The organism is Pseudoalteromonas sp. APC 3694 (assembly GCF_030407565.1).
GTDB lineage: Bacteria > Pseudomonadota > Gammaproteobacteria > Enterobacterales > Alteromonadaceae > Pseudoalteromonas > Pseudoalteromonas tetraodonis.
Map to the genome: position 1 here is coordinate 1 of NZ_JASDDE010000017.1, position 15,900 is coordinate 15,900.

Here is a 15,900-nt window from a genome sequence, read left to right on the forward strand (position 1 = left end):
ATAGCTGATAGCTGATAGCTGATAGCTGATAGCTGATAGCTGATAGCTGATAGCTTTAACACTTATCTATCAAAGCTTAAAAAACCTGCTTGCTTAATTATCCTACTAAGCGTAAAATGCGCGCTCATTTCGGCTTTTAAACTATTAATTCCTTGCCTTAAACCGACCGGCCGAAACGGTAGAAGGCTCTATTAACCGTAAGGAATATCCATGCGTCATTACGAAATCGTATTCATGGTTCACCCTGATCAGAGTGAGCAAGTATCTGGTATGATCGAACGTTATACTGGTTCTATCACTGAAGCAGGTGGTACTATCCACCGTCTTGAAGACTGGGGTCGTCGCCAACTGGCTTACCCAATCAACAAGCTTCATAAAGCTCATTATGTTCTTATGAACGTTGAAGCACCAACTGAAGTAATCAGCGAGCTAGAAACTACTTTCCGCTACAACGATGCAGTGCTTCGTAACTTAGTTATGCGTACTAAAAACGCTGTAACTGAAGCGTCTCCTCTTGTAAGAGAAGAGAAGAAAGAAGCACCAGCTGCTTAATTGTTTTGAGTCCTAGCATGGCACGTAGTCAGCAGTTACTATAATGGTTAGCCCATATACGAATCAGCTGGTTATATCGGGGGTAGTTTGTAAAACACCCAAGTTTAGCCAAAGCCCCGCGGGCATACCGCATTGCATTTTTGTTGTAGAACATAAATCAATGCAAGTTGAAGCAGATCTTAACCGTAATAGTTATGTGAGGCTTCAGGTGGTTGCCAGTGGTAAGCAAATGCAACAACAGACTCAACATTTGCACGTTGGGCAGGCATTGCAAGTGAGTGGTTTTTTAAATCGCCACGAAGGTCGTAACGGCCTTAGCCAATTGGTTTTGCATGCTCAGCATATAGAAAGAATTATTTGAGGAATTAATCTCATGGCACGTTATTTCAGACGTCGTAAGTTCTGCCGCTTTAAAGCGGAAGGCGTACAACAAATCGATTACAAAGATCTAGCTACTCTTAGAAACTATGTTACAGAAAGTGGCAAAATCGTACCTAGCCGTATCACAGGTACTAGCGCTAAATATCAGCGCCAGCTAGCAACTGCTATTAAGCGTGCTCGCTACTTAGCCCTTCTTCCATACACTGACTTACATAAGTAAGCAGCGGATTAACACGTTTTTAAAAGGTGTAGAAACATGCAAGTTATTCTACTAGATAAGATCGCTAACCTAGGTGGCCTAGGTGACCAGGTTGTAGTTAAATCTGGCTTCGCACGTAACTTCCTTTTCCCACAAGGTAAGGCAGTTCCTGCAACTAAAGCAAACATTGAAACGTTTGACGCACGTCGCGCAGAACTAGAAGCAAAAATCGCTGAACAGTTAACTGCAGCACAAGCACGCGCTGACAAACTTGAAGCATTAGCAGAAGTTACATTAGTATCTAAAGCTGGTGACGAAGGTAAATTATTCGGTTCAATCGGTACTCGTGACATCGCTGACGCTATCTCAGCTGTTGGTGTTGAAGTTGCTAAATCAGAAGTTCGTTTACCTCTAGGTACTATCCGTGAGACTGGCGAATTTGACGTTGCAATCGCAGTACACTCAGACGTAACAGCTACTATTAAAGTAATCGTTATTGCTGAAGCTTAATTTTTAAAATTAAGTTAAAAAAAACCGTGCTCTGCACGGTTTTTTTTGTGTCTAAAATTTATAACCCAAAAGTAATAAATTGTTTGTTGTGGATTAAATCAAACACTTTTCTAAAATAAAGCTTCATTTTCTACAAATATTTTCTATTTCATTTAAACCTTTCTATTTCTTCTCACGTCTAATAAGTTAAATTGCAATTACATAATTATAAACAGGAAAAATTTGCGATGTTAATGGACGCTAATCAGCCAATAACTGATCAAGTGCAGCAAATGCTTATTGATCAAGTTAAAAACGGCGACCAGTTAGCTTATAAAGCGCTCTATGACATGCATAAAGCAAAAGTTTATGGCTTATGCCTGAGGCTAATAGCCGATGAGGGGCATGCGCAAGATGCAACCCAAGAAGTATTTGTACAGGTATGGCACAAAATAGCGCAATTTGATGGGCGTTCGCAATTTTCTACCTGGCTTTACAGTGTCACCAGTAATATTGCTATTAGCTATGTGCGTAAGCAAAAACATTGGCTTAATAAAGTTATTAGCTTTGAACAAAGCGGTATGGATGAGCAATCTGCAAATGACTGCAATGGCTTAAATGGCTTAGATAAATTAATCGTTAGGCTGCCTGAGCGCGCAAGAATGGTATTTGTACTGTATGCCGTTGAAGGTTATAGGCATGAAGAAATAGCAACCTTGCTAGGCATAGCTGTAGGCTCTAGTAAGGCGCAATATCATCGTGCAAGGCAATTATTAAAACAGTGGTACGAAAATGAGTAAAACAAATTTTGATGACTACTTAAATGAGTCGCTAACACAATTAAATAAAAATATAACACCCGATAAAGAGCTCTGGGATGGGATTGAGCGCGCCATAATGACTAATAAGCAGGCAAGCACAGTTAATAGTGTAGTTTGGCCGAAGCTAACTGCTATTGCAGCATGTTGTGTGGCTGCTTTGGTTAGCACTATGGTGTTTTTTACATCTCCGGAGACAAATACCGCTGTGGCGATGAGTGATTTTTTTACTAAGCAAAAACAAAGTTTACTTGTTCAATACCAAAGCCAAGCGGCACTAACAGATAACTGGCAAGTACAGTTACAAGAACTTGAAGATGCTGAGCAGGCTATAAAGCAAACACTTGAAAATGAACCACAAAATAAGGCGCTACTGTCTATGTTAGCGCAAGTATATCAACAACAACTCGACTTAATTAACAAGGTGCATGCACCGCGTTGGCAACAAATCTAGGAGAAATAAATGAAAGCAATAATACTTGGAATCGCTTTATTACCAATGGCTGTATTTGCCGGTGAAAAAATAGAACAACAAATTGAAGTACCAAACGGTGGCGTTATTCATATAGAAAATCAGCGCGGCAATGTAAATATTATGGGCTGGGAGAAAAATCAATTTAAAGTGAGCGGCGAGCTTGATGATAAAGCACAAGGCTACACTCTTAAAACACAGGGTAATAAAACTCAGTTTATTGTAAAAATGCCTGATCTTTCAAACTGGGATAATAACAATAATGGCTCAACGCTAACTATTTTCATGCCGCAAAGCAGTGCGCTGGAGTATGTTGGGGTTAACGCTTCGGTAACTGCAAAAGAGTTAAAAAGAGGCACTGAAATTGATGTAGTCAATGGCGCCATTACAGTAAATGATCTTAACGGCGATATTAAGCTTACTAGTGTTAACGGTGACATCAACGCAAAAAACCTCAGTGGTAAAGTGCAATTTGAAACTGTAAATGGCGCAATTGATGATCAGCAATCTAACGGAGAAGTTCGTTTTAATGCGGTTAATGGGAATATAAAATCAAACTCGACTGCCAATGATATTCGCTTAGAAAACGTAAACGGTGATATCAATCTTACCTTCGATGCAATCAAAGAGTTACAAATAAGCACTGTAAATGGCGAAGTTGAAGTGCGTATTAATCGCCTTTTAAGTGATGCTGATGTAAGTTTTGAATCTGTAAGTGGCAATGCTGAGTTTTACTTTCCAGCTGATTTATCGGCACAATTTGAAGTGCAAGCCCATGCCGGCGGTAAAATTGACAACCAGCTAACGAGCGACCAAGTGCAAAAAGCCAAATATGGCCCAGCCAGTGGAATTAAGTTTAATACTAATGGCACCGATGCCAGTGTAGAAATGAATACCATAAGTGGGACGATTGGACTTAAGCGTCAATAATCATCCATTTTATTTTAAGTTACAAAAAGCAGGAAAGATTTCCTGCTTTGCTATTTGCACAGCCCCGCCAAGTCGATAGAATAGAGCCATTCAATTTTAGTACTGTGAAGTTATGGCCAAACCAGATAAGCAAGTCGACACTCTTAAAGTTCCTCCCCATTCAATAGAAGCTGAACAATCTGTTTTAGGTGGTTTAATGCTTGATAATCAAGCATTTGATCGCGTAGCTGAACTCGTTGTGTCACAGGACTTTTATACCCGTACCCATAAGCTTATTTTTGAGGCAATGACAGCACTGGCTGAAATTGGCGATCCGATTGATTTAATTACTATTTCTGAAAGTTTAGAAAAAAATAATCAGCTTTCAGGGATTGGTGGCTTTGCGTATTTAGCCGAAATAGCTAAAAACACCCCAAGTGCTGCTAATATTGATGCTTACGCTAGCATTGTACGCGAACGTGCAGTTGTGCGTGAAATGATTGGTGTTGCCAATGAAATTGCTGAGGCAGGCTTTAATCCAGAAGGGCGCACAAGTCACGATTTACTCGACTTTGCTGAGAGCAAAGTATTTAAAATTGCTGAGCAACGTACAAAAAGTAGTGATGGCCCGCAAAGCATTCACAACATACTTGAAAAAACCGTTGATAAAATAGAAGAGCTTTATCAGTCACCACAAGATGGTGTTACCGGTGTAAGCACAGGTTACGCTGATTTAGATAAAATGACGACTGGTCTGCAGCCCTCAGATTTAATTATTGTAGCAGCACGTCCATCTATGGGTAAAACTACCTTTGCGATGAACCTTGCTGAGCATGCAGCAATGACCCAAGACAAGCCAGTGCTTATTTACTCACTAGAGATGCCCTCTGAACAAATTATGATGAGGATGCTGGCGTCCCTTGGCCGAATTAACCAAACCAAAGTACGTACTGGTCAGCTAGATGACGATGACTGGGCGCGCCTTTCATCAACCATGGGGTTACTCATGGAAAAAGGCAAAATGTATGTTGATGACGCCTCAGGCTTAACACCCACTGATGTACGTTCACGTGCACGTCGTATTGCCCGCGATCATGGTGGTATTAGTATGATCATGGTCGATTACCTACAATTAATGCGCGTACCTAGCTTGTCAGATAATCGTACCTTAGAAATTGCCGAAATTTCACGTTCACTTAAAGCATTAGCAAAAGAATTACAGTGTCCGGTTGTTGCACTATCGCAGCTTAACCGTACCCTAGAGCAACGTGCTGATAAACGCCCAATTAACTCAGATTTGCGTGAGTCGGGCTCTATTGAGCAAGATGCCGATTTAATCATGTTTATTTATCGTGACGAAGTATACAACGAAGACAGTACTGATAAAGGTGTTGCAGAAATTATCATCGGTAAACAGCGTAACGGTCCGATTGGTAAAGTGCGCCTAACCTTCCAAGGTCAATTCTCTCGCTTTGATAATTACGCGGGGCCTGCTGTAGATGATGATTACTAATGCGCTTAGCCACTGCTGAAATTAATTTAACCGCGCTTGAACATAACCTAGCACAGGTAAAACGCTTTGCGCCCAATAGTAAAGTAATGGCCGTACTTAAAGCGAATGCTTATGGGCATGGTTTAGTCACTATTGCGCAACACCTTAATGATGCCGACGCATTTGCAGTGGCACGAATAGATGAAGCGCTCGCACTGCGAGCAGGCGGGCTGACCAAGCCTATTGTGTTGTTGGAAGGTTTTTTCCATCAAGATGACTTGCCGATTTTATTAGCCAATAACTTTCAAACCATAATCCATGATGAAAACCAGCTCAGAGCACTTGAAAATGCAAAGCTCGATGCACCAATCAGTTGCTGGTTAAAAATAAATACCGGCATGCATCGCTTAGGTATTGCGCCTGAGCAGTTTGATATGTTTTATCAGCGCCTACAAGCCAGCCCGAATGCACAAAAAAAAATAAACTTAATGACCCATTTTGCCTGTGCCGATGATGTAAAAAATACTAAAACAGTGCAGCAAATAACTTTGTTCGATAATTTAACCCAAGAGGTTCAGCAAGCTCATTGTTTATCGAACTCTGCAGGAATTATAGCGTGGCCGAGTGGCCATGGTGATTGGGTCCGGCCCGGGCTAATGCTTTATGGTGTATCGCCTATGGCTAATCACACAGGTAAAGATCACCAATTAAAGCCTGTAATGCGCTTAACCACTAAAGTGATAGCTGTGCGCGATGTAAGAGCACATGAAAAAGTAGGTTATGGCGGCCGCTGGCAAAGTGATAAACCTACGGTGTTGGCTGTGGTAGCACTGGGCTATGGTGATGGTTATCCGCGTCATGCAAAAGAAGGCACACCCGTGATTATTAATGGGCATCGTTACGGTATTGTGGGTAGTGTAGCTATGGATATGATCACCCTTGATATAGGTAATAACGAGCACAACGTCCAGGTGGGTGATGAAGTGATTATGTGGGGGCCAGAGTTACCAGTAGAAGAGATTGCACAATGTGCTGATACTATATCTTACGAGTTATTGTGTAATATTACACCGCGCGTAAGTTATGAGTACCAGCGCTAATATTTATTTTAAAAATACCCATTAAGTTTACATTACTAGAATGATCGTGATGCTCACTTAATCGGTATCGTTACTCTTTTATAAAGTAAATATCGCTAAAGCCCATGCGAGCAAATTCTTGATCACGAAAGTTACGCACAGCCGATGACCCTTTAGATGTCATTTCAATTTGGCGTACCATGTTTAAGTAGTTAGTTAAATCGATACCTTCGGCAGCCGCAATAGCCTGATACATATCGTGGTATTTATCTTTGGCGAAGTTAATTTCGCGCGGTTGATTTTTAAAAGTGTAGGTAATTCTGCGTGCCATAATGAGCTCATTTAAATTGAGTGTTAGTGTAATTTTACACTGTATTTAAGTTGCGTTGAATGATTAGTTGAAATCAAATAATTAAAAAGGTGAGTTTGAAATGAAATTATCAGTAGAGATCAGTAAATACCCGCTCCACCAAGATTACATTCCTTTTATTAAAGGCTTTATCGACAGAGTTAATGCCTACGAAGAGCTTAAAGTGATCACTAATACGATGTCGACCCAAATATTTGGTGATTATGATCTAGTTATGCAAGTGATCAGCACAGAAATTAAACATTCATATGAGCAATTTGGTAAAGCTATATTTGTGTGTAAATTTATTTCGGGCGATTTATCTCCCGAATAACCCCTTAACAAACACGGTCGTTTTATAATGATGGATTTTGTAACGCAAATACTCAGTGGTTTTACTGCAATGTCGCATTGGGAATATATTGCGGTTGCTTTGTCGATGGCGTATTTATTACTGGCCATTAAAGAGAACTTATGGTGCTGGCCTGCGGCTTTTTTTAGTACGCTTATTTATACTATTATGTATTGGAATGGCGCGCTGCTAATGGAGTCGTTACTAAACTTTTATTATATGTATATGGCGGTGTTTGGTTGGGTTGTGTGGCGCAAAGGCAAGGCTAATCAAGCGCAGCGACTAATTACATCCTGGCCGGTAAACCGACATATTATTTTAATTGTACTGACTGCATTAGTGTCATTAGCAATTGGCTATGTAATGCAAAACTATACGCATGCAGATTTTGCGTATCTTGATAGTTTCACAACCTGCTTTGCCGTGGTTACTACGTATCTGGTAGCTAAAAAAGTATTAGAAAATTGGCTCTATTGGATAGTCATTGATGCGGCCTCTATGTATTTGTACTATGAAAAAGGCTATTACCCAACCCTTGTTTTATTTGTATTTTATACCGTTATGGCAGCATGGGGATTTAAAACGTGGTACGAAGAATACGAGCAAAGCCAAGCCAAGCCCATGGCGCAACTTTAATCTATGAATCAGCATTCTCAGCTAGTTAATATTTGTAGCGCGTTTTTAGTACCGAGCACAATAACCTCAACAGAGTATTTGGTTAACGGTTTAAGCAACGATAACTTTTTGATCCGTACTGACAGCCAAGCTTATTTATTAAAGTGTTATAAATCGTATTGGCCACAAGTAGGGTTACATGCCCAATATGAGCTCAGTAAACAGCAAGTTTGCTCTGCTCCCATCTGGCTTGATAAGCAAAATAAGCGCGCAGCTTTTAACTATATTGATGGCGACGTCGCTCAGTCTTATTTGGCGATGCCGCTACTGACTAAACTTGTTAAGCTACATGCGTATACAACTAATAATGAGGCAATGAATATAGCTTTGGAATTGCAAGCCTATCAGCATTTATTAGTGTTTAAACAGTATGAAAAGCTCATAAGCAAAACATTAAAAAGCATTGCCAACATGCCCGTAGATAGCGGCTTTTGCCATAATGACTTAGTCAAAGAAAATATCGTGGTAAACCCGCAAGGCGTTTATTTAATCGATTTTGAGTATGCTCAAACAAATGATGTGTATTTTGATCTTGCTGCGTTAGTGGTTAGTTTTAAATTAGATGCTTCAGGCAAGCAGGCTCTGCTTAACAATTACAAAACGCACACCCTATCAGATCAATTTTATTTATCTATGCATAAACTCAATTGCTATCAGTTAGTTTACTTACTGTTATGTATAGGTTGGTATGAGCAACGCGCTATAGACAATCAGGTTGTTGTATTGCGCGCGCAACTGGATGAGCTTATTGCTTTAATGGAGGGTTAAAGTCCGCCAAAGCGTTCCGCAAGCTCTTTGTATTTTGCTACTTCATCAGCGTCAAATTGCATTTTGCCGTTATCATCTTCTGATTTAGCAATTAATAGGCTTTCTCGAGCAAGGCGTTTAACGCGCTCTGCTTTTACACCTAAAAATTCAGCAACTTGCTCTGTTGACATTAACTTCATAATTACTTCCTCGTGTTTAATCTTTCCGTTCAGTGACAATAATAGATAATATGTGTCTAAAGCGTTACTGTTTTTTTTATAGAATATAAACAAATAGCGCTTTTTTTACCTTTTGTGAAGTGATTAGTTTAAATTATAGACATGTAAACGAATCATGCTGGTATTTATACAAAGATGCCTTTATTATTGCGCATGCTAAAGCATTGATATCGCGAGTTGATGTGGCGGCAACAAATGTGCTCTCGTGGTGAAATGGATATCACGTGGCCCTCCGGAGGCTAAGTTGTAGGTTCGATCCCTACCGAGAGCGCCATTTGCGTTTAAAGTATCATTTCCTGTTTCTTCCTCAAAATACCTACAATTATTTAAATTAGTCCGCTGCCTTACATTATTTAATTTTCGATAATAAAATATGTAGCAATCTATTTTATACCTTTAGGCGTATATTCATTGCTGAGCTTATGGTTTATTCTTGCTAGTGCGTATAATTATTGATGTAATCATTTATTATTACCCTGAACTCAAAAGCTAGACTTTTATAGCTAAATAATGCTACTTAAAGTATATATTCATTAATTATAGAAACCCTCATTTTTATGCTAATCACCTTACCTATATCAGAACTCGTTCCAGGCATGTACGTAAATAGCGTTACTAAGCAGCAGGAGGGTGTGGATGGCATAAAAATTAAAACCAGTGGTTTGGTTCGTGATAAATCAATCATTCAGCGTTTAATTACCGAAGGGGTGCTTGAGCTTCTCATCGACTTTACAAAAAGTGATGTCGCCGTACCAGCTAAATACAAAGAAAAACAAAAACCACAAGCTCCTGTAGCTAAGCAAGATAAGCCAGTTAAGGCAAAGGTTGCTATAAGCTTAGAGCAAGAGTTTGCAAAAGCCAGTGTGAGTTATGATGCGCACAACAGAAAACTACAAAGTATTTTTGGTGACTTAACATCAGGTTTGTCACTTAATATTGAAGCGCTCAATGAAATAAGTAATGAAATAGTGAGCTCTGTATTTCGTAATGAACACGCTATGACTATTTTAACTCGGATCAAAGATAAGCACAGTTACAACTGGCGTCATATGATCAACTGCACCATTTTTACAGCGGTGTTTGCTAAATACTTAGGTTATAAACGCGCTGTTGTGCAAGAGCTTGCAATGGGGGCTTTAATGCATGACTTAGGTCAGGCTAAGTTACCGCAAGGGATATTTTCCAAAACAGGAAAAGTCACGGGTAACGAAATGACGGCAATAAAAAAGCATGTCGCACAAAGCTTAGGATTGTTAAAAGGCGGAAAAGGTATTACGCCTTTAATGCTTGATATGATTGTAAATCATCATGAGCGTCTTGATGGTTCAGGCTATCCAAGAGGTGTAGATGGAAGCAAATTAAGCCGCCCAGCTCGGATCATTGCCATTGTAGACGTATACGATGCATTGACAGCAGATAGACCGCATCAAGAGGGTGATGAGCCAATTAATGCGCTTCGCTATTTGTTAGCTAACAAACAGCTGTTTGATGCAGAGTTAGTACAGTTATTTATTAAGTGTTTAGGTGTACACCCAGTAGGAACTATTGTTAAGTTAACCAATGAGCGATTAGCGTTGGTGCTAGAGGGCAATCATTCAAACCCTATCAAACCTAAAGTGAAGCTTTTTTACAACGCTAAACATAACCATCATGTTACCGCAAAAGATATAGATTTAAGCTTAAATAATAACGAGATAAAAATACAGGCAAGTGTTAAACCTGCTGATTATAAGATTAATTTGCCTCGGCTTTTAAAAGAGCATTTACTGCTTTAGCGTTACATCTTCTTTTTTCGTTTGTTTTAACAGAAATATAGCCACCCAAAAAACAACTTCCCATCAGCGTTAACCACAGTAATGTGCCTAATTCTACATGCAGCGCTAAGCAACAAAAAACCAAAGAAATAATCGCCATGGCAATGGCTGCGAGCCAATATTGATTGACAGGATTGTCACATTTCCCAGCACGCGTACACGCGCAGTAATTTGCCTTATAAAAGAAATAAACACTAATGCCGCAAAAAATAAGCCCAGCAATAATAAGTAAAATGATCACAGTTTTCTCCCTTTGTGATTTTATTGGCAGTGTAAATTGCAACGCAAGTTAAGTCAATGCAAATGAGAATTAATACCATTAGAGTATATACTCTAATACCATACTTCTGCTCCGATGAGTTTTAAATAGTTGTTAAATTGTCGTTAAAAAACGTGTTTTTTGGCTTTTTTTAACGTTTTAGTAAGGTTTTTTATAAAAAATTAAGGTAGGGTACGCAGGTTTGAAACTCTAATAACAACACACATAGCTATCCAAACAGTAAGTTTGGCTAAGGACACAACAATGAAATTTACTAAAACTCTTATTGCGGCATCGCTGGCATTTGTTTCAGCTGATACTTTTGCAGCGGCTTTTCAGCTTGCTGAGCAAAACGTATCTGGTTTAGGCCGCGCATACGCAGGTGAAGCGTCTGTAGCAGACGATGCGTCTGTGGTTGCACGTAACCCAGCATTAATGACGTTGTTTAAAGAGAAGCAACTTAGCGTTGCAGCTATGGCTGTCATTCCTGATGTTAGCCTAAAAGGCACAGGTACAAATAACGGCATACCTGCTAGTGCATTAAATGATGACAGCATCGCACCAAGCGCGATTATTCCAGCAGGTTATTTCACTATGCCAGTAAACGATAAAGTATCGGTTGGTTTTGGTGCATTTTCTAACTTTGGCCTTGCCACTGAGTTTAACGATGATTACGTAGCTGGCCAAATTGCCGGTGAAACTGAAATTGTTACTGTAAACATGAATGCGAGTGTTGCCTATAAAGTATCAGAACAGTTCAGTTTTGGTATTGGTTTAAACTACATTTATGCAGATGCAACGATAGTGCGTAAAGTGGGTGTAAATCCAAGCGCTCCATTTTCAACAAACGCGGTTGACCTAGAAGGTGATGATACTGGTTATGGTTTAAACGTTGGTCTAATGTATCAATTAGATGAAAATAGCCGCTTTGGTTTTAACTATCGCACAGAGACAGACATTACTTTTGAAGGAACATTCTCAAGTCCGGCTCAGTCTATACCAGTTCTTCCTGGGTCAGTAGAAATCACATTACCAGCTATTGCTGAGTTTTCAGGTTCTCATCAGTTAGATGAAAAGCTAGGCGTTCACTACAGCGTATTATGGACAGGTTGGAGCAGTTTTGATTCATTAGAAGCACAAGTTACTGCACCTACAGGTGGCAAGTTTATTGCGTTTGAAAAAACAGAAGACTTCTCTGATGCATTACGCTACTCAATTGGTGCTGATTACCAGTACAGCGAAAACTTAATGCTTCGTGCTGGTTTTGCGTTTGATGAGTCACCTGTATCACAACAGCATTTATCAATTTCTATTCCTGATACAGACCGTTTTTGGTTCTCGTTTGGCGGTAACTATGTGATTGATCAAAACTCAAACGTTGATCTAGGTGTGAGTGTATTACGTGGTAAGACACAAAACTTTACTGAAACTGATGATTCAGGTAGCGCGTGGTCTTTTGAATCAAAAGGTCATGCAGTATTGTTAGGTGCTCAGTACAACTACACATTCTAATTCTGCCTAGAGCCTAGAGCCTAGAGCCTAGACACAAAAAAGCCGGTTACTTCATTTGAAGTAAGCGGCTTTTTTATACTTATAAATTAACTGGTTACGAATGGCATAAGCCATTCGTACTGGTTTAATTATAAGCTTTCTATTTTAACTTTTTGCTCTAGTAGCTTAGTTTTAGCATCGGTAAATTCAGCTAGCTTAGCATTTTCTTTAGCGAGTACCGCTTCAGGTGCATTGTTAACAAACTTTTCGTTAGCCAATTTGTTTTGCACTTGCGCTAGGCCTTTCTCTGCTTTTTCAAGTTGCTTGTTAATTCGTGCAAGCTCGGCTTCAACGTCAATTAAGCCCGCCATTGGGATCATAATCTCAAGATTGCCAACATAAGAGGTCGCACACGCTGGAGCATCGTCTTTGTTTTCAAGCAGGGTAAACGCTTCAAGCTTAGCTAATGACGCTAGGAATGATTCATTCTCGTTTATACGGCGCACATCATCGCTTGATGCGTTAGCCAGTAAAACGCTAAGTGGTTTACTTGGGCTGATATCCATTTCACCACGGATATTACGAATTGCTAAAATGAATTGCTTAACCCACTCTAAGTCATCCATCGCTTGTGCATCAACATTGGCTTGGTTATAAACAGGGAAACCCTGAACCATAATACTGGTACCCGCTGTTTCAAGGCCAGCAAGTGGAGCAACACGTTGCCAAATCGTTTCAGTGATGTAAGGCATCATTGGGTGCATTAAGCGTAATAAGCTTTCAAGTACGGTAATAAGGGTATGACGTGTACCGCGCTGTTGTGCTTCATTGCCTTTAAATAATACCGGCTTAGTCAGCTCTAAGTACCAATCACAGAACTGGTTCCAGGTGAATTCGTACAGCGTGTTCGCCGCTAAATCAAAACGGTAGTTATCAAGATGCTCGGTGTAGGTTTTAACCGTTGCTTCATATTGGCCTAAAATCCAACGATCAGCTAACGAGTACTGTTTTTCACTGTCGTTAAAGCCACAGTCTTGATCTTCTGTGTTCATTAATACGTAACGGCTTGCGTTCCATAATTTATTACAGAAGTTACGGTAACCTTCAAGACGGTTCATATCCCAGTTGATATCACGACCGGTTGATGCCATTGCAGCTAAGGTAAAGCGCAGTGCGTCGGTACCGTGTGCTTCAATACCGTTTGCAAATACTTTGCGGGTATCTTTTTCAATTTTAGCGGCGAGTTTAGGCTGCATCATGTTACCAGTACGCTTTTGTACTAAGTCTTCAAGGCCAATGCCGTCAATCATGTCTAGTGGGTCAAGTACGTTACCTTTTGACTTAGACATTTTATCGCCGTTATCGTCACGTATTAAGCCAGTTACATACACGGTTTTGAATGGCACTTGTGGTTTGCCGTTTTCATCTTTTATAAAGTGCAGCGTCATCATGATCATACGTGCAACCCAGAAGAAAATGATATCAAAACCGGTTACCAACACGTCAGATGGGTGGAAAGTTTTTAAGTCATCAGTATTTTCTGGCCAACCTTGAGTTGAGAATGTCCAAAGTGCAGATGAAAACCAGGTATCAAGAACGTCTTCGTCTTGGCTTAGTGCTACGCTATCTGCAATGTTGTTATCGCGGCGAACTTCCGCTTCATCACGGCCAACGTATACGTTACCTTCGCTATCGTACCAAGCTGGAATACGGTGACCCCACCAAAGCTGACGTGAAATACACCAATCTTGTACGTCATTCATCCACGAAAAGTACATGTTTTCGTATTGCTTAGGTACAAATTGGATGTCGCCGTTTTTAACTGCGTCTTTTGCAGGTTCAGCAAGAGGTGCAACACGCACATACCATTGGTCAGTAAGTAGTGGTTCAATAACAACACCAGAGCGGTCACCGTAAGGAACGGTTAAGCCATGGTCTTCAATTTTTTCAAGTAAGCCGAGCTCTTCAAATTCAGCAATAATCGCTTTTCGTGCGTCAAAACGGTCAAGGCCATGCAGGCGCTCAGGAATAGGCGCGTCAAATTCAAGTTCTTTACCATCAAAGGTGTATGTTTCACCTTTTGTTAAAATAGCCGCGTCTTTATCGAAGATATTAATCATCGGCATTTGATGACGTTTACCTACTTCGTTATCGTTAAAGTCGTGCGCAGGGGTTATTTTTACACAACCCGTACCTTTGTCTTTATCGGCATGTTCATCGGCAACAATTTTAATACGACGATTAACAATCGGTAGTAAAATCTCTTTACCGATTAGGTCTTGATAGCGCTCGTCATCGGGGTTTACTGCCACACCTGAGTCACCTAACATGGTTTCTGGGCGCGTAGTGGCTACAACAATGTAGTCTTTACCGTCTTGTGTTTTTACACCATCAGCCAGTGGGTAGCGTAAGTTCCACATGTGGCCTTGTTTGTCTTTATTTTCAACTTCAAGATCAGAAATCGCAGTGTGTAATTTTGGATCCCAGTTTACTAGGCGTTTACCACGGTAAATTAGGTTTTCTTTATGAAGGCGTACAAATACTTCTTTAACAGCTTCAGACAGGCCATCGTCCATGGTAAAGCGTTCACGGTCCCAATCAACAGAAGCACCTAGGCGGCGAAGTTGTTTAGTGATTGTGCCACCAGACTCGTTTTTCCATTCCCAAATTTTATCGATGAATGCATCACGGCCTAAATCGTGGCGTGTTTTACCTTCTTCTGCCGCAAGTTTACGCTCTACTAGCATTTGTGTGGCAATACCTGCGTGGTCAGTACCTACTTGCCACAACGTATTGTTACCTTGCATACGTTTAAAGCGCGTTAAGGTATCCATGATAGTATCTTGGAAAGCGTGGCCCATGTGTAAGCTACCCGTGACATTTGGCGGCGGGATCATAATTGAATATGGGGTGCCTTGGCCAGATGGCTTAAAGTAGCCTTTTTGTTCCCAGTCTTGATAGAGAGACTGTTCAATATCTTGCGGATTGTAGGTTTTATCCATTACACAGAACCTTAAATAAGTACTTAAATGAGTTAGTTAGCTTTGTACGCAGTGAGCGTTAGCGATTAATATCTTGCGTGGTGATATTGGCACCGAGTTGGCGTAGTTTTTTAAAGCGCTCACGAGCGGCTTGTTTGGCTACGGGCTCTACGGGTACAAAATCAAAAACTTGGTTAAACCGACGAATAAAATCCGGTAAGTGATTGGCCAAGTTAATTAATACTTTACGATTACCAACGGGTGGTGTTGTGCCTATTTCTACAGGTGCGCCGCCTTTTGGGCCTTCGCCTTGTAAATTGTGAGGTACAAAACTGTCGGCATCAAATGTCCAAATAGTTTCGTCAATGCTGTTGGCGGTTTCTTCGCTATCTACAAAAATAAATACGCGTTGACCAAGCCGATACTGTTGCCCAGCTATTTGAGCTGCTAAAGCAAAGTGATCATCGGCTTTAGCTAATGACTCATCTTGTTGCTTTAAAATGAAAAACTGGGCATTCATGCTCATTGTATCGGGATTTCCCATGACATTGATTGTGCTGTTATTAAATACACACAAATTAAGAAGGGGATTTTGCCATATA

General features: G+C 40.3%; 19 protein-coding genes and 1 tRNA gene. 15 read left to right on the plus strand and 5 right to left on the minus strand.

All coding sequences use genetic code 11. The annotated features are described in order from the left end of the window. Positions 1 to 210: 210 nt before the first annotated feature. From rpsF to alr, 9 genes are all read left to right on the plus strand, one after another. Positions 211 to 552, plus strand: a complete 342-nt coding sequence (gene rpsF, locus QMA00_RS07805; protein ID WP_008110420.1) for a 30S ribosomal protein S6 — start codon at positions 211 to 213, stop codon at positions 550 to 552. 43 nt (positions 553 to 595) lie between these two features. After that, positions 596 to 913, plus strand: a complete 318-nt coding sequence (priB, locus tag QMA00_RS07810; RefSeq protein WP_008466122.1) for a primosomal replication protein N — start codon at positions 596 to 598, stop codon at positions 911 to 913. Between the two features lie 12 nt (positions 914 to 925). Continuing rightward, positions 926 to 1,153: a 30S ribosomal protein S18 gene (gene rpsR / locus QMA00_RS07815; RefSeq protein ID WP_002962753.1), complete on the plus strand. Its 228-nt coding sequence runs from the start codon at positions 926 to 928 to the stop codon at positions 1,151 to 1,153. A 36-nt stretch (positions 1,154 to 1,189) separates the two neighbouring features. After that, positions 1,190 to 1,642 carry a 50S ribosomal protein L9 gene (rplI, locus tag QMA00_RS07820; protein ID WP_008110407.1) on the plus strand — a complete coding sequence of 151 codons (453 nt, stop codon included), beginning with the start codon at positions 1,190 to 1,192 and terminating at the stop codon, positions 1,640 to 1,642. A 227-nt stretch (positions 1,643 to 1,869) separates the two neighbouring features. Continuing rightward, positions 1,870 to 2,421, plus strand: a complete 552-nt coding sequence (locus tag QMA00_RS07825) for an RNA polymerase sigma factor (protein WP_076922068.1) — start codon at positions 1,870 to 1,872, stop codon at positions 2,419 to 2,421. Next, the gene (locus tag QMA00_RS07830; RefSeq protein ID WP_076922067.1) at positions 2,414 to 2,893 is read left to right on the plus strand and encodes a hypothetical protein; all 480 of its coding nucleotides are present in this window, start codon (positions 2,414 to 2,416) and stop codon (positions 2,891 to 2,893) included. Before QMA00_RS07825 ends, QMA00_RS07830 begins: the two co-directional genes overlap by 8 nt. A gap of 9 nt (positions 2,894 to 2,902) precedes the next feature. Further along, the gene (locus tag QMA00_RS07835; protein WP_024601519.1) at positions 2,903 to 3,841 is read left to right on the plus strand and encodes a DUF4097 family beta strand repeat-containing protein; all 939 of its coding nucleotides are present in this window, start codon (positions 2,903 to 2,905) and stop codon (positions 3,839 to 3,841) included. Between the two features lie 112 nt (positions 3,842 to 3,953). Beyond that, the gene (gene dnaB / locus QMA00_RS07840; protein ID WP_016900130.1) at positions 3,954 to 5,333 is read left to right on the plus strand and encodes a replicative DNA helicase; all 1,380 of its coding nucleotides are present in this window, start codon (positions 3,954 to 3,956) and stop codon (positions 5,331 to 5,333) included. Further along, positions 5,333 to 6,412 carry an alanine racemase gene (gene alr / locus QMA00_RS07845; protein ID WP_076922066.1) on the plus strand — a complete coding sequence of 360 codons (1,080 nt, stop codon included), beginning with the start codon at positions 5,333 to 5,335 and terminating at the stop codon, positions 6,410 to 6,412. Before dnaB ends, alr begins: the two co-directional genes overlap by 1 nt. A 70-nt stretch (positions 6,413 to 6,482) precedes the next feature. On the opposite strand, the gene QMA00_RS07850 is transcribed toward alr, so the two are convergent. Continuing rightward, positions 6,483 to 6,722 carry a DUF2960 domain-containing protein gene (locus QMA00_RS07850; RefSeq protein ID WP_004588463.1) on the minus strand — a complete coding sequence of 80 codons (240 nt, stop codon included), beginning with the start codon at positions 6,720 to 6,722 and terminating at the stop codon, positions 6,483 to 6,485. A gap of 100 nt (positions 6,723 to 6,822) precedes the next feature. Here QMA00_RS07850 and QMA00_RS07855 point away from each other — a divergent pair, with 100 nt between their 5' ends. Genes QMA00_RS07855 through QMA00_RS07865 form a run of 3 tightly spaced genes read left to right on the plus strand, consistent with a single transcriptional unit; the run spans position 6,823 to position 8,535 of the window. After that, positions 6,823 to 7,074 (plus strand): hypothetical protein, encoded by a 252-nt coding sequence (locus QMA00_RS07855; protein WP_008110382.1) that lies wholly within the window; start codon positions 6,823 to 6,825, stop codon positions 7,072 to 7,074. Positions 7,075 to 7,104: 30 nt separating this feature from the next. Beyond that, on the plus strand, positions 7,105 to 7,728 hold the full coding sequence (gene pnuC / locus QMA00_RS07860; protein WP_076922065.1) for a nicotinamide riboside transporter PnuC: 624 nt from the start codon (positions 7,105 to 7,107) through the stop codon (positions 7,726 to 7,728). A gap of 3 nt (positions 7,729 to 7,731) precedes the next feature. Continuing rightward, complete coding sequence (locus tag QMA00_RS07865; RefSeq protein WP_076922064.1) at positions 7,732 to 8,535, plus strand: phosphotransferase; 804 nt, start codon at positions 7,732 to 7,734, stop codon at positions 8,533 to 8,535. On the opposite strand, the gene QMA00_RS07870 is transcribed toward QMA00_RS07865, so the two are convergent. Then, positions 8,532 to 8,714, minus strand: coding sequence for a helix-turn-helix domain-containing protein (locus tag QMA00_RS07870; RefSeq protein WP_076922063.1), 183 nt, complete (start codon positions 8,712 to 8,714; stop codon positions 8,532 to 8,534). The genes QMA00_RS07865 and QMA00_RS07870 overlap by 4 nt on opposite strands. A 238-nt stretch (positions 8,715 to 8,952) precedes the next feature. Here QMA00_RS07870 and QMA00_RS07875 point away from each other — a divergent pair. Both QMA00_RS07875 and QMA00_RS07880 read left to right on the plus strand, forming a co-directional pair. Beyond that, positions 8,953 to 9,027 (plus strand) — tRNA-Arg (locus QMA00_RS07875). A gap of 283 nt (positions 9,028 to 9,310) precedes the next feature. Then, positions 9,311 to 10,528: an HD domain-containing phosphohydrolase gene (locus QMA00_RS07880; RefSeq protein ID WP_076922062.1), complete on the plus strand. Its 1,218-nt coding sequence runs from the start codon at positions 9,311 to 9,313 to the stop codon at positions 10,526 to 10,528. Here the strand turns inward: QMA00_RS07880 and QMA00_RS07885 are convergent. Further along, on the minus strand, positions 10,488 to 10,808 hold the full coding sequence (locus QMA00_RS07885; protein ID WP_076922061.1) for a hypothetical protein: 321 nt from the start codon (positions 10,806 to 10,808) through the stop codon (positions 10,488 to 10,490). The two genes, QMA00_RS07880 and QMA00_RS07885, sit on opposite strands and share 41 nt — an antisense overlap. 282 nt (positions 10,809 to 11,090) lie before the next feature. Between QMA00_RS07885 and QMA00_RS07890 the strand changes: the two genes are divergently transcribed. Then, positions 11,091 to 12,338 (plus strand): outer membrane protein transport protein, encoded by a 1,248-nt coding sequence (locus tag QMA00_RS07890; RefSeq protein ID WP_076922060.1) that lies wholly within the window; start codon positions 11,091 to 11,093, stop codon positions 12,336 to 12,338. A gap of 128 nt (positions 12,339 to 12,466) precedes the next feature. On the opposite strand, the gene QMA00_RS07895 is transcribed toward QMA00_RS07890, so the two are convergent. Both QMA00_RS07895 and QMA00_RS07900 read right to left on the minus strand, forming a co-directional pair. Continuing rightward, positions 12,467 to 15,319: a valine--tRNA ligase gene (locus tag QMA00_RS07895; protein WP_076922059.1), complete on the minus strand. Its 2,853-nt coding sequence runs from the start codon at positions 15,317 to 15,319 to the stop codon at positions 12,467 to 12,469. A 58-nt stretch (positions 15,320 to 15,377) separates the two neighbouring features. Then, complete coding sequence (locus QMA00_RS07900; RefSeq protein WP_076922058.1) at positions 15,378 to 15,824, minus strand: DNA polymerase III subunit chi; 447 nt, start codon at positions 15,822 to 15,824, stop codon at positions 15,378 to 15,380. Positions 15,825 to 15,900 lie beyond the last annotated feature (76 nt).